The 13,671-nt window shown below is 31.0% G+C and carries 15 protein-coding genes; all 15 read left to right on the top strand.

The features are described 5' to 3' along the window. Positions 1-80 precede the first annotated feature (80 nt). The gene (locus AYC61_RS02100; protein WP_275935208.1) at positions 81-278 is read left to right on the top strand and encodes a tyrosine-type recombinase/integrase; all 198 of its coding nucleotides are present in this window, start codon (positions 81-83) and stop codon (positions 276-278) included. A 149-nt stretch (positions 279-427) separates the two neighbouring features. Further along, positions 428-1,483, top strand: coding sequence for a linear amide C-N hydrolase (locus AYC61_RS02095; RefSeq protein WP_066496185.1), 1,056 nt, complete (start codon positions 428-430; stop codon positions 1,481-1,483). Positions 1,484-1,972: 489 nt separating this feature from the next. Continuing rightward, positions 1,973-2,536: a flavodoxin family protein gene (locus tag AYC61_RS02090; RefSeq protein ID WP_066496180.1), complete on the top strand. Its 564-nt coding sequence runs from the start codon at positions 1,973-1,975 to the stop codon at positions 2,534-2,536. Between the two features lie 99 nt (positions 2,537-2,635). Next, positions 2,636-3,178, top strand: coding sequence for a hypothetical protein (locus tag AYC61_RS02085; protein WP_066496171.1), 543 nt, complete (start codon positions 2,636-2,638; stop codon positions 3,176-3,178). A 237-nt stretch (positions 3,179-3,415) separates the two neighbouring features. Further along, complete coding sequence (locus AYC61_RS20535; RefSeq protein WP_082759737.1) at positions 3,416-3,553, top strand: tyrosine-type recombinase/integrase; 138 nt, start codon at positions 3,416-3,418, stop codon at positions 3,551-3,553. A 146-nt stretch (positions 3,554-3,699) separates the two neighbouring features. Beyond that, a complete protein-coding gene (locus AYC61_RS02080; RefSeq protein WP_156456304.1) occupies positions 3,700-4,494 on the top strand; it encodes a hypothetical protein in 795 nt (264 codons plus the stop codon). Between the two features lie 185 nt (positions 4,495-4,679). Continuing rightward, entirely contained in the window at positions 4,680-4,835 is a 156-nt protein-coding gene (locus tag AYC61_RS20530) for a tyrosine-type recombinase/integrase (protein WP_082759739.1), read from the top strand. 150 nt (positions 4,836-4,985) lie between these two features. Beyond that, complete coding sequence (locus AYC61_RS02075; protein WP_066496157.1) at positions 4,986-5,546, top strand: YdcF family protein; 561 nt, start codon at positions 4,986-4,988, stop codon at positions 5,544-5,546. Positions 5,547-6,396: 850 nt separating this feature from the next. Next, positions 6,397-7,011: a DUF4386 family protein gene (locus AYC61_RS02070; protein ID WP_066496152.1), complete on the top strand. Its 615-nt coding sequence runs from the start codon at positions 6,397-6,399 to the stop codon at positions 7,009-7,011. Between the two features lie 84 nt (positions 7,012-7,095). Further along, a complete protein-coding gene (locus tag AYC61_RS02065) occupies positions 7,096-7,599 on the top strand; it encodes a kinase (protein ID WP_066496149.1) in 504 nt (167 codons plus the stop codon). Between the two features lie 720 nt (positions 7,600-8,319). After that, positions 8,320-9,327, top strand: coding sequence for an alpha/beta fold hydrolase (locus AYC61_RS02060; RefSeq protein ID WP_066496148.1), 1,008 nt, complete (start codon positions 8,320-8,322; stop codon positions 9,325-9,327). Positions 9,328-9,780: 453 nt separating this feature from the next. Continuing rightward, positions 9,781-10,518: a WecB/TagA/CpsF family glycosyltransferase gene (locus AYC61_RS02055; RefSeq protein ID WP_066496147.1), complete on the top strand. Its 738-nt coding sequence runs from the start codon at positions 9,781-9,783 to the stop codon at positions 10,516-10,518. Between the two features lie 596 nt (positions 10,519-11,114). Further along, on the top strand, positions 11,115-11,435 hold the full coding sequence (locus AYC61_RS02050; protein WP_066496146.1) for a hypothetical protein: 321 nt from the start codon (positions 11,115-11,117) through the stop codon (positions 11,433-11,435). Positions 11,436-11,786: 351 nt separating this feature from the next. Continuing rightward, entirely contained in the window at positions 11,787-12,560 is a 774-nt protein-coding gene (locus AYC61_RS02045) for a metallophosphoesterase (protein ID WP_066496144.1), read from the top strand. A 198-nt stretch (positions 12,561-12,758) separates the two neighbouring features. Continuing rightward, complete coding sequence (locus AYC61_RS02040) at positions 12,759-13,490, top strand: TPR end-of-group domain-containing protein (protein WP_066496141.1); 732 nt, start codon at positions 12,759-12,761, stop codon at positions 13,488-13,490. Positions 13,491-13,671: the final 181 nt, after the last annotated feature.

Here is a 13,671-nt window from a genome sequence, read left to right as displayed (position 1 = left end):
TAAAAATCTCCAATTTGCATACACCCACTGGGGACGGTTCTTTTTGGGTGACATACATGTCGATATAATGATAATTAATAGTGTTTAAGCATGATGATAAGCCATACACAGAACTTAAAGACATTTATACAACACATTTACTGGAAGGAGGGACTGATCTTAGATATATACAGGAACTTTTAGGGCATTCAAGTCCAAAGACTACGGAGATATATACACATGTTACAAAAAATAGTCTTAGAAATATACAAAGTCCATTGGATAAAATGATGAAGTAGGTGGAGTTCTATTACAGGAAGATTTCACGAACCAAAGTTCGTAAATTCTTCTAATATTAGTGGTATTCACGAACTTTGGTTCGTGAATGCAAGAGTTAAGCGACATTCATGTTCGGCATTGGCTATTATTGAGATAATTGGAGGTAGGTATGAATAAGAAAAGGATCGTAATTAAGGGTTTAATAATTTTATTAAGTGTACTACTTATAATAATTATTATAACTATAGGTTTATTTTTAAATGAATTAAAGACGCTATCTTCACTTGAGAAAGTTGATGAATACCCATTTTATACAATGACGTACGAAGGAGATTATGGATTTGATGACTTCTTAAATATTGGAGCAAGTAGTGATAAAGATATTGAGAAGTATGTAATTAAAAGGTTGCTAAAAGGAATAGATATTGATTTAAATATATCTTCAGCTGGATGTACAGCATTTACAACACAAAACAATAATGGTAAACAAATATTTGGACGGAATTTTGATTTTCCATATTCCCCTCCATTGTTATTATATACAAAACCGGATAATGGTTATGCTTCAGTTTCATTAGTTAATTTATCATATGTTGGTTATGACGAAAATTATTTGCCAGAACCGAAGAAGTTAAATAGTTTTCTAACTTTAGCAACACCATATTTACCGTTTGACGGTATGAATGAATGTGGAGTTACAATGGCATTATTAGCAGTACCTTATGCTGAACCACCTCAGAAGGAAGGGCAAATAACTTTGAATACTACAACAGCTATTAGGTTAGTACTAGATAAGGCATGTGATGTTAATGAAGCAGTAGAGTTATTAAAGCAATATAATTATTATTTTTCTGGAGGAGTAGACTGTCACTATCTGCTTGCTGATTCAACAGGTAAATCAGTAATAGTAGAATTTTTAGAAGGAGAAGTTAAGATAGTAGATACTGACACCAATTATCAGATAGCTTCTAATTTTATAGCATATAATGGACTTAATATTGGTGAAGGATATAATGAGTTTGATAGATATGAAACTATAGAAGAACATTTAAAAAATAATAAAGGAATTATTACAGTTAATGATGCTATGGATTTACTTTCAGAAGTGAAGATACCAAATAAAACTCAATGGTCAGTAGTATACAATTTAGTAACTAAGAAATTTGTTATTTGTATAAATGAGGATTACGAAACACAGTATGTTTTTAAGTTTGAGAGTGAATAACGGTCACATGAACATCACTTAACAATATATTTCCGTACGCTACGCACATCTCTTCACCGGGTGCAAGCACCGCCGACACCCACTGGGGACGATTCTTTTTGGGTGATGCATGTGTCAATATAATGATAATTAATAGTGTCCAAGCAAGATGATAAGTCATACACAGGATTTAAAAACATTTTTGCAACACATTTACTGGAATGAGGGACTGATCTTAGATATATACAAGAACTTCTAGGGTATTCAAGTCCAAAAACTACAGAGATATATACACATGTTAAAAGAAGTAGTCTTAGAAATATACGAAGTCCATTGGATAAAATGATGAAGTAGGTGGAGTTCTACTACAGGAAGATTTTACGAACCAAAGTTCGTAAATCCTTCTAATATTAGTGGTATTCACGAACTTTGGTTCGTGAATGCAAGAGTTATGTAAAATTGTGCACTAGTAAAAGACATCAAATAGAATTTATGGAAAGGTGAAATAATATGAAAACGCTTATTATAAATGGTTCTCCAAGAAAAAATGGAGATTCAATGACATTAGTGAATGAAATGATAAAATATATAAATGGAGAAGTTAAGATTATTCATACGTACTATGATAATATAAGCCCTTGTGTTGATTGTAGATTTTGCTGGAATAATGAAGGATGTTGTATCAATGATAATATGCAAGAAGTATATAAGCTTCTTGATGAAGTTGAGAACATAATAATAGCGTCTCCACTACATTTTTCTGAACTTACAGGTAAACTTCTTAGTTTTGCTAGTAGGTTGCAAACATATTATGTGAGAAGGTGCATTAAGAAAGATATTGAATTTAAACTTAAGAAAAAGAATGGTGTACTTATTATTACAGGAGGAGGGGATGGGGGGCCTGAACCAGCAATAAAAAGGGCAAATATAATTTTTAGGCATATTAATGCTAAAACAATAGGTACAGTTTTTTCTTTGCAAACAAATGAAATACCTTCAAAAGAGAATAATGAAGCTTTAAGAAAAGCTAAAGAACTTGCATTAGAGTTAAACATATTAAGTAATAAATCATGATGGCTATTGGCAACTTCCGTGCACAACTTAACATAACAAAATATTACCGTTCGTTTTACACATCCCTTCACTGGGAACACCCATTGGGGACGGTTCCGATTGGGTGTGAAAATAGTATATGATTATGGTGAAAGACATTATGATCCAGTGACAATTTATGAAAAAGATGATTTAACAAACAGAAATGTAAGGGAAGCTTTGTCAAAAACACTTTCTATTGTCGTAGGAAAATTAAGCCCATGGATATGGATACCAGATGCTATATTGGGTATTTCTTCATCTTTCTTTGAAACAAATTGTGCATTTGGTAACACGATGCAAACGAAGATAGATGCAGCTGTAACAACAAAGGTTGTAGTAGCAAAAGATGTTGATAATCGTTTTGATGATTACGAATGGTATGGTATGGCATCATTAGAAAGTTGTAACTTCAAATTAAAAGTGACGTTGAATTATGTAGATTATGAAGATATGCAACCAAAAGATATAAGTGGAGAAGCTAGAAAAACGATTGGAAGTGAACATTATAGTGATAATAACTATATACAGAAGTACGTGTACATTTACTATAAAGGAAAACCAGGATATACAAGTATGCTGCTTGAGGTTGTACCAGAACCCGAAGTCGAAGATATCGGATAATAAAAGGAGGAAGTATAATTAAGAAAAATAGAATTATAGCCACTATTATTGTATTAGTAATAATCATATTATATAAGTATTATTTCAGGACTATAAAAGTATCTAATTTCTTTGAGGATAAGGAATTTGATAGGTAACACCCACTGGGGACGGTTCTTTTTGGGTGACGCGTGTGTCGATATAATGATAATTAATAGTGCCTAAGCATGATGATAAGCCATACACAGGGGTTAAGACATTTTTGCAACATATTTATTGGAAGAAAGAACCAATCTTAGATACATACAGAAATTTTTAGGACATTCAAGTCCAAGAACTGCAGAGATGTATACACATGTTCAAAAAATAGTCTTAGACATATATAAAGTTCACTGAATGAAATAATGAAGTAGGAGAGTTCTACTACAGGAAGATTTCACGAACCAAAGTTCGTAAATCCTTTTAATATTAGTGGTATTCACGAACTTTGGTTCGTGAATGAAAGAGTTATGTAACATGCTTTGTATTGGAATTAGTATAATATGAATTTACGATTAGTTACAATTAAAAAGGGAGAAATTATGATAATTGATGTTAAGCAAATTAAAACCAACTTGGAAATAAAATTCGAGATTTATTATGATGAAAAACTACATAATATTGGTACTTGTTCAAGATCAAGTTCTGTTTTCTCTACTAAAATGTATACACTAGAAGGAGACATAGTATTTAGTACAAAATTTAATCCTATAACACAAGTTACTAGTTGGATACCATTCAAATGGTTATGGAGTAAACAGAAATCTAATGTAAACTACATTTTAGATAATACAGGACAGAATATTGGTAAGATTGAGCATGTAACCGAAGGTTTATTTTATAGCTATCATATAATTGAGTGTTTATCAACTGCATTAAAAATATATAGTATATCCTTAGGTGAAGAAGACTATTATATGATCTATCGTAATGAAACTCAAATAGGCATGATTGTCAAGAACTCATATATTAAGAATAATTTAGACTATTACAAATTATACCTTCTAGATGATTTTACAGATTACTCAGATGTCTTGAGTTTGTTTATACTTTATTGTGATAATAATTATTATGGCAATCGCAATGAGATAGTAGCTTACAAAACGGAGAAATCTTGGGAATATTCTTTTAGTCGAACAGATAAATTTTTTAATGCTCAGTGGTTAAAAGAAAATTTTGAGTTAAAAGAAATTGAATATGAGGAGATTAGAAAAAAAGGGAAGATTGTGTCAATTCTATTTCTTGGGTGTTTCTTTACATTACTGATTGTAATAATATATTATAAATTTCTAGCATAATAGGTAAAAATGGCTAACTGGCGCACGTCACATAACAAAATATTTCCGTTCGCTACGCACATCTCTTCACTGGGTGCGAGAAAACCCACTGGGGACGGTTTTTTTTGGGTGACACGTGTGTCAACATAATGATAATTAATAGTGTCTAAGGATGATGATAAGCCATACACAGGACTTAAAGAGATATTTTTGCAACACATTTACTGGAAAGAGGGACTGATCCTAAATACATACAGGAACTTCTAGGACATTCAAGTCCAAAAACTACAGAGATATATACACATGTTACAAAAAATAGTCTTAGAAATATACAAAGTCCATTGGATAAAATGATGAAGTAGGTGGAGTTCTATTACAGGAAGATTTCACGAACCAAAGTTCGTAAATCCTTCTAATATTAGTGGTATTCACGAAATTTGGTTCGTGAATGCAAGAGTTAGACGACATGCGCTTGATGGCAAGAAAATTGTACATAAAAGGTGGTAGATAATTTGAGGAAGTTTATACAATATACAACTTTAGCTATATTATTATGGTTTGGTTTTCATATTGTCATAATAGTTTTTGATGGTTTAAATGATGACCTTGAGTTTGTAGACGTTGGTGTAATCTTGGGGAATAAAGTAGAACTTGATGGTCAACCATCAAAGAGACTTCAAAGAAGATTAGACAGAGCAATTGAGCTTTATGAGAATAAATATTTTAAATATGTTATAGTAAGTGGTGGTATAGGTAAAGAAGGATTCGATGAAGCCAGAGTAATGAAAGACTATTTGATACAAGCAGGCATTCCTGAGGATAGAATTATATTAGATAGCAAAGGTAGTAATACATTTATGACAGCAAAGAATTCAATAGAAATAGTGGAAGAAATGAATTTAAATTCCGTAATGATAATATCCCAGTACTATCATATTAGTAGGACAAAACTAGCTTTCAACAAAGTAGGTTTTGACAAGGTATATTCTGCACATGCTAGGATATTTGAAATTAGAGACATCTATTCTTTAGTAAGAGAGTTTATTGCTTATTACAAGTATTTGGTGAGTTGAAACTGTAGGGTAGCCCATCGACTAACACAGTTTTTGCGTAAAGGGTTACTAGGGCAGGTTTTTGGGGATTATACACCCACACCTTCTTACTGGGACACCCACTGGGGACGGTTCTTTTTGGGTGACGTGTGTGTCTATATAATGATAATTAATAAATCATTTAGGACGGTTTCTTTTGATTTATGAAGTAGAAACATTAGATTCTGAAGTAAAATTATATATCCCTAATAATCGATATGAATACATTTTTATAAGGAAAATAAATTATAGTTTCCGTAATGAACTTCGTATAACGATAATCAAAGGGGACAGTTTGGAGTAACACAGTTTAATTATAGACATATCAACAAGTCAAACGGATATATGGTACATGTAATGAAAGAAATCAAATAAAAACGAAATTCAAGTTTATCTTCATTTTAATATATTACTTAACCTTTGCAGTAGAAAATTACTGCAATTTTTCTGTGCAGAAAAAGAAGGGGTTTTAGTTAACGGTTTACTGTTATGGTAAATAAGAGTATAATGTTGTTGAGGGGTTGGTTTATGATGGTTTGACCATACTATATTGATAAAATTTGGTAACTATATTATTTTTTCATATTGTAATATACAGTATTAAAAATTGTGTGAAGGAGTATAAGAAATGTCTATTTACATTGAAAAATCTAGCAATATGCTTTTTATAACTTTTGACTATTCTGCTCAAAGAGTTACCAAGATTAAATCATTAGGGACGGTTCCTATTCTTAAAACCTTTCCCTACTTCATCATTTTATCCAAATATGGTGACTTATAAATAGAACAATAATTTTAGTAGTATATTATTTTCTTAGAGGTGATAAAAACAATGAATAAGAAATTAGGATTTTACTCAGCAGTTTTAGTTGGTATTACAACACTGATTTTTGCAATATCAATGCTTATAGGGAACTTGTCCTTAGCATATTTTGTTTGTATGATACTTTCTTGGGGTTATATACTTTTGACTTGCGCATTTTATACGGAAACCATAGATGATAGAAAATCAGTAGCTCTTGGCGGGGTTGCCTTTGGATGTTTGTATGGTGTATTAATCAATGTAGTATATTTTACTCAACTTACTACTGTTGCAAATAAAACAGCATCAGAAAACGTCATACAGGTGTTGTCATATCAGTCATTAGGAAGTTTGTTTTTTAACTTTGACTTATTCGGATATGGAATGATGGCATTATCTACTTTTTTAGTTGGTGTTTCAATGATTGCGAAAAATAAGAATGATAAATGGTTAAAGGTATTACTTATGGTACATGGAACATTTCTAATTTCTTGTGTTGGAATGCCTATTCTTAATATATTTAAGGATAGTAGTGACAGTTCATCTTTTGCTGGTACAATTGCTTTACTTATATGGTGCATATATTTTATTCCAGTAGCAATTCTATCAGCAGTACATTTTAGAAAAGAAATGAATCTTAAATAAGTAAAATCAATATAGTAAAACATAGCGTTGAATCGTTAGGGACGGTTCCTAATGATTGAAGATTACAAGAGGGTGAGATATTAGATGGATGGAGTGGCGAAATTAATAATACTAAGAGGTAATTCTGGAAGTGGTAAGACTACGACTGGCAAGGCTTTACAAAGAAAATTTGGAAGTGGTACAATGTTAATTTCACAAGATGTTGTTAGAAGAGAAATGCTATTTGTGAGAGATGGACCTAATCCAGAAGCTAGTCAGTTATTATTAAAACTTGCACTATACGGGAAAAATAATTGCAATATTGTAATTTTAGAAGGTATTTTAAATTCAAAGTGGTATAAAAACTTATTTGAAAATTTACTGGATGAGTTTAAAGATCAAGTTTTTGCATATTACTTCGATATACCTTTTGAAGAAACTTTAAATCGACATCAACAAAAGCCTAATGCACATGAATTTGGAGAAAAAGAAATGAGAAAATGGTGGAATGAAAAAGATTTATTAGATACTACTCCTGAAGTATTACTGCATAAAGAATTAAGTTTAAATGGAATAGTGGATATAATCTATCAGGATGTTATAAAGTAAATGACACATTCCAATTTATGGTTGAGTTAATTCGTAATATTCTTATATTATGTATTAAAAGAGAAAACCACAGAAAAAAAGAGGGAAGTTGCTTCGAAGCTGAATGAGTCAACTTCTTATAACAATATGTTTGCGTAAGGGTGCTTTGAGGTAAAATTTTGAGGTCAAGCCATCGCACCACATTCCTTCACCGGGTGCAAGCACCTCTAAGAAGAAAGGCTTTGAGGGTCCGGTTCAGAAACGTCGCAAATACAAAACGTTATAAGAAATTAAATTGAGGAGATTGAAAATGTAACACCCACTGGGGACGGTTCTTTTTGGGTGACGCGTGTGTCAATAAAATGATAATTAATAGTGTCCAAGCATGATGATAACTCATACACAGGATTTTAAAACACTTTTGTACACATTTAGTAGAATGAAGAACTGAACTTAGGTACATACAGGAACTTCTAGGGCATTCAAGTCCAAAAACTATTGAGATATATACAAATGTTACATAAAATAGTCTTAGAAATATACAAAATCCATTAGATAAAATAGTTAAGTAGGGGAGTTCTACTACAGGAAGATTTTACGAACCAAAGTTCGTAAATGTAAGAGTTATATGCAATGGCAATATCGGGGCAGGGCTTTTTAAGTCTTTTTCTTTAGTTTCATATTAAAAGAACAATTTTGAATAATTTGCCATGAGTTAATGATTAGAAAAGAGTGAAGTATATGGGTTTGATTATTTTATTTATTTTTGGATTATTTACAATTTCAACAATAATAAATTGTATATGTTGTAAATTGGAAATTAAGAAATTGAATAATTGTTATGGTAAGTTTGTTCAAATCAATGAAGAAAAAATGTGTGTTGATATTAGTGGAAGTGGCAATAAAGTAGTTGTGCTGCTTACGGGTTGGTGTTCACCTTCACCAGTGTTGGAAATGGCACCATTGAGAGAATGGCTTAAAGATGAATATATGGTTATAACAATTGAATATTATGGATATGGATTAAGTGATATCACTAAAAAAGAAAGAACAATTGAAAATATTACTGAAGAAATTCACTGTGTATTGCAATCTTTAGGATACTCACGTTATACATTTATGGCACATTCTATATCTGGTGTGTATGGATTGTATTATGCTAACCAGTATCCCGAAGAAGTAGAAGCTTTTGTAGGTATAGATACATCTGTGCCAAAGCAAAATGAATATATGAATACACAAAAGCTTAATTTGAAAAGTGCATATATTTCAATATTTGAAAAAAATATAGGTATACTCAGAATTGCATCCAAAATTTCGTCGAGGTTAATAGTTGATGATGTAAAAGGGTTTATACGTTCAAAAGAAGATACTAAGCTATTAATAATGCTATATTTAAACAAATGGTTTAACAAAACTGTAATAAATGAACAACAAAATAGCATTGAAAATTTTAAAAAGTGTAAATACTTAAAATTTCCAAAAGAAATACCGGTATTGTTTTTTTTGTCAAGCAAAGAATGTGAAAAATTGAAGCAATGGTATATTTTGCATGAAGAAATTATTACAGATAAAAAACGAAGTAAGATTGTTATTTTAGAAGGATCACATTTTCTTCATTATTATTATTCGTTGGAAATTATTAATATATTCAAGAAATGGATTGAACACCCACTAGAGCAATGTCATCAACCTAAGAATACAAAAATTAGCAATGAATTATTAAAGAAAATTTCAAAAAATACATAACTTTTCAAAATAGCTCTAATAATTGATATGAGTACCATTTTTATAAGGTATAACATCCACTAGGGGACGGTTCTTTTTGGGTGACACGTGTGTCAACATAATGACAATTAATAGTGTCTAAGCATGATGATAAGCTATACACAGGACTTAAAGACTTTTTTACAACACATTTACTGGAAGAGTGACTGACCTTAGATATATACAGGAACTTCTAGGACATTCAATTCCAAAACTTCAGAGATACATACACATATTACAAAAAATAGTCTTAGAAATATACAAAGTCCATTGGATAAAATAAATGAGTAGGTGGAGTTCTACTACAGGAAGATTCCATTAACCAAATTTGGTGAATCTTTTTAATAATAGTGGTATTCACGAACTTTGGTTCGTGAATGCAAGAGTTATGAGAAATATTTTACTAATTAAATACAATGGCAGGAGGAAGTTGTGATGCAAAGTGTAAATATTCTGGGTGTAGAATTTTCAAATAGAACGTTGAATGAAACGATTGAGTTAATAGACAAGCAATTAGAATCACAAAGAGAAGCACCATTTCATGTAATTACAGCTAATCCTGAAATAGTAATGCAGATGAATCGAGATGAAGAATTCAAGGTGATTCAGTCTAAGGCAGGGTTAGTAACCGCTGACGGTGTAGGTATCTTATTTGGAGCAAGAATCTTAGGAAAAAGAATCAAAGAAAGAGTAACTGGAATTGAACTATTAACAGAGCTATTAAAGGTGAGCGAAAAGAAGGCTTATTCAGTTTTCTTACTAGGGGCAAATGAAGAAACAAGCATTAAATTTGAAGCGTTGTTAAATCGCGATTATCCTGCTCTGCGAATAGCAGGTAGACGGAATGGCTATTTTGATAATAATGAAGTGGAGAGAATCATAGAAGAAATTAACGAAGGTAAAACTGATTTGCTAGTAATGGCAATGGGTTCACCGCGATCACATAAATGGTTTGATAAGCATCGAGAAAAGTTAGACGTTAAAGTTGTCATAGGAGTTGGAGGCAGTTTTGACACACTAACAGGAAAGGTTAAGCGAGCCCCAATTCTAATTAGAAAGTTAAATCTTGAATGGCTGTATAGACGGTTAAAGGAACCATCTAGAGCTGAGAGGCAAAAGGATCTATTTAGATTTATTAAAGAGGTTTTTAAAAAGAGATTATCGAGTATATGAGTTTATTACCCACTGGGGACGGTTTCTTTGGGTGACGTAAGCATCGATATAATGATAATTAATAATGTTTAAACATGATGATAACCCATACACAAGACTTAAAGACATTTTTGCAACACATTTACTGGAAGGAGGGACTGATCTTAGATATATACAGGAACTTCTAGGCATTTAAGCCTAAAAACTACGCAGATATATATACATGTTACAAAAAATAGTCTTAGAAATGTATAAAGACCATTTGATAAAATGATGAAGTAGGAGGAGTTCTACTACAGGAAGATTTCACGAACCAAAGTTCATAAATCCTTCTAATATTAGTGGTATTCACGAACTTTGGTTCGTGAATGCAAGAGTTATCTGAAATACATACCCAAAATTCATCCGCCCGTCCATGGGCGGAGAAATCAAACAGAAGTAGAGAAAATATTCTTTAATAGAAATTTAAAAGTTTGAGTAAAGGTAATGATACTTTTTTATCTAATAGGTAATAAATATTTATAGAATATTAGATTGCATGTATGATAAATAATTTATAAATTACAATTGAGTTGTAAAATACAAAAAGATATATATGAATAATAGGAGGAGTTAAAGTGGTAGGAAAATATAAAGTAATAACATTATGTGGTAGTACAAAGTTTAAAGATGAATTTATAAAAGCCCAAAAAGAACTTACACTTAAAGGAAATATTGTGCTAACTGTGGTATTATTTGAACATGCGGATGGCGAATATAATACAAACATAACTGAAGATGTAAAAATTATGTTGGGTGATATGCATAAAAGAAGAATTGATATGAGTGATGAAATATTTGTTATTAATAAAGATGGTTATATTGGTAGTAGTACAAAAAGCGAAATAGAATATGCTAAAAAAACAGGTAAGAAAATTAATTATTTAGAAAACAAATAGTTAAAGTATAGTAATTAATATATATATGCTAAAAAAATATAGTATAGAAATAAATAGAAGAGAATAAAGTTATTAATTAAAACATGTTGACTACGCCGTCCATGGCTTCGGCTGGGTATGTACATCAGATAACAAGGCATCTACGCAAGGTCGGGCAAAGTATTTCTATTGGGTAATGCCCTCCACATCGTTTCGCTAACCGAGGTACCTCTGCATTAGCCCACCCAAAGGGTCCCAGGCATGAGCAGAGGTTGTAAGCTCAACGACGTCGTAGATGCTAGAACGTTATACGAAAACACTACCCAGCGAGGGATTATCTTTGCGGGTCTTTTAAAGGTGGTGGTTATTCAAATGATGATATTTATAATACCTATTGTTATTGTAATTATTTATTTTTACATATCAACTAATTATATTAGAATTAATAAAATTAATGTAGCTTCGTTAAGAAAATATAATTTAAAATATATTCATATAACAGATATTCACGGTAAGATAAGGTTTATTAATGGTAGGTTATCTGATTTAGTTAATAAAGAAAAACCAGATTTTGTTTTACTGACAGGAGATATGATAAGTAAATTAAGTGAATTAGATAAAGTTATTAGTGACTTAAAGAAGATTAAATGTAGAATATATATTGTTTTAGGCAATTATGAAAGAGAATGTTATAATCATGGTCATAAAGAAAGTTTTAGTCTTATTCAAATAGAGGAGGCAATTAAATCAGCGAATAACCTTAAACTTTTAATAAATGAAGATGTGATAGAATTAATTAATGGAATTAGAATATGTGTTTATGGATTTGATAACTCATCTTATGGAAATGAGATTTATAGATCAAGTGATAAGAAATATGATTATAGAATTTTATTAGCTCATTCACCAAATATTATAAAGTTAATAGAAGATAAAGGCATAAGCTATAATCACTTATTAGTAGGACATACACATGGAGGCCAAATTCGATTAGGTAAAATTTACAAGAATGCATATTCAAAATTTCATATAGGGGATTTATATGATAATGAAGGAAGAATCTTTACAATTAATAAAGGGATTGGAACTACAAGAATTCCATTGAGAATAAATGCAACACCAGAAATAAGATGCTATGAAATATAGTAGGTAAAAGAACTGGGTAGTGCCTTCGTATAACAAAATACTCCCGTTCGCTGTGCACATCTCTTCACCGGGTGCGAGCACCGCCAGGAAGAAGGACTCTGCGGGTACAGTTCAGAGACGTCGGAAATACGGAACGTTATGTGAAAGAACCTGCTAGGCTAATTAAATTATAAGTTTTAACGTATTTGAGGAGAAAGCATGAGATTAATAAAAAAAGTATTCTTTGAAAAAAAGATAAAGAAATATTTAAAGGAGAGTAATTATCATGAGGTAAAAAAGACATATGATGATCTTATTGGTTTATATCCTAAGAATAGTAATTATAGATTTAATAAAATGCAAATACTTGTAGCGCTAGGTAAACTAGAAGAAGCTAACATTATTGCAGATACATTAATAAAATTTCACCCACAAAATCATTTGTATTATTTAAGAAAAGCTGCAATACTAGATGGTTTAAATAAGTATGAAGATGCAATAGAATTTTATACAAAAGGAATTGAACTAGATAAAAATAATATTGATGCGTATACTGGAAAAGGTATAGCATTAGCATGCATTAAAAATTATAATTATGCAATTGCTTGTTATAATAAAGCAATAAAAATTGCACCTAAAAAAGCCTATTGGGCTTATTGTAATAAGGCTGTTGCCTATTTAATAAAAGATAAGAACTATAATTACTCATTAGAACTATGTGATACTGCAATGAAACTAAAGAGATATAGAAATGATTTTGATTATGCTTACTTTGTAAAAAGCAGAGCATATGCTCTAAAAGGAGATAAAGCTAATTGCTTGAATAATTTATATGAAGCTATAAAACTAGAAGAAAAATGGAAAAATGCTATAGATGATTGTAGTGAATTTGATTCATTACGAGATAATCCGGATTTTATTAAGCTGAAGTACGTAAATGATATATTTTAGATGTTAATTTTTATAGACTCATAATTTCCGCAGGTTCCTTCACATAACAATATATTTCCGTTCGCTACGCACATTCCTTCACATGGTGCGAGCACCGCCTACGAAGAAAGGCTCTGTGGGTCCGGTTCAGGAACGTTGGAAATACGAAACGTTAGGCAATATATAAATGTCAAGTTAAAAA

Source organism: Abyssisolibacter fermentans (genome assembly GCF_001559865.1).
Taxonomy (GTDB): domain Bacteria; phylum Bacillota; class Clostridia; order Tissierellales; family MCWD3; genus Abyssisolibacter; species Abyssisolibacter fermentans.
This window is presented reverse-complemented; position numbering and strand designations above follow the sequence as displayed.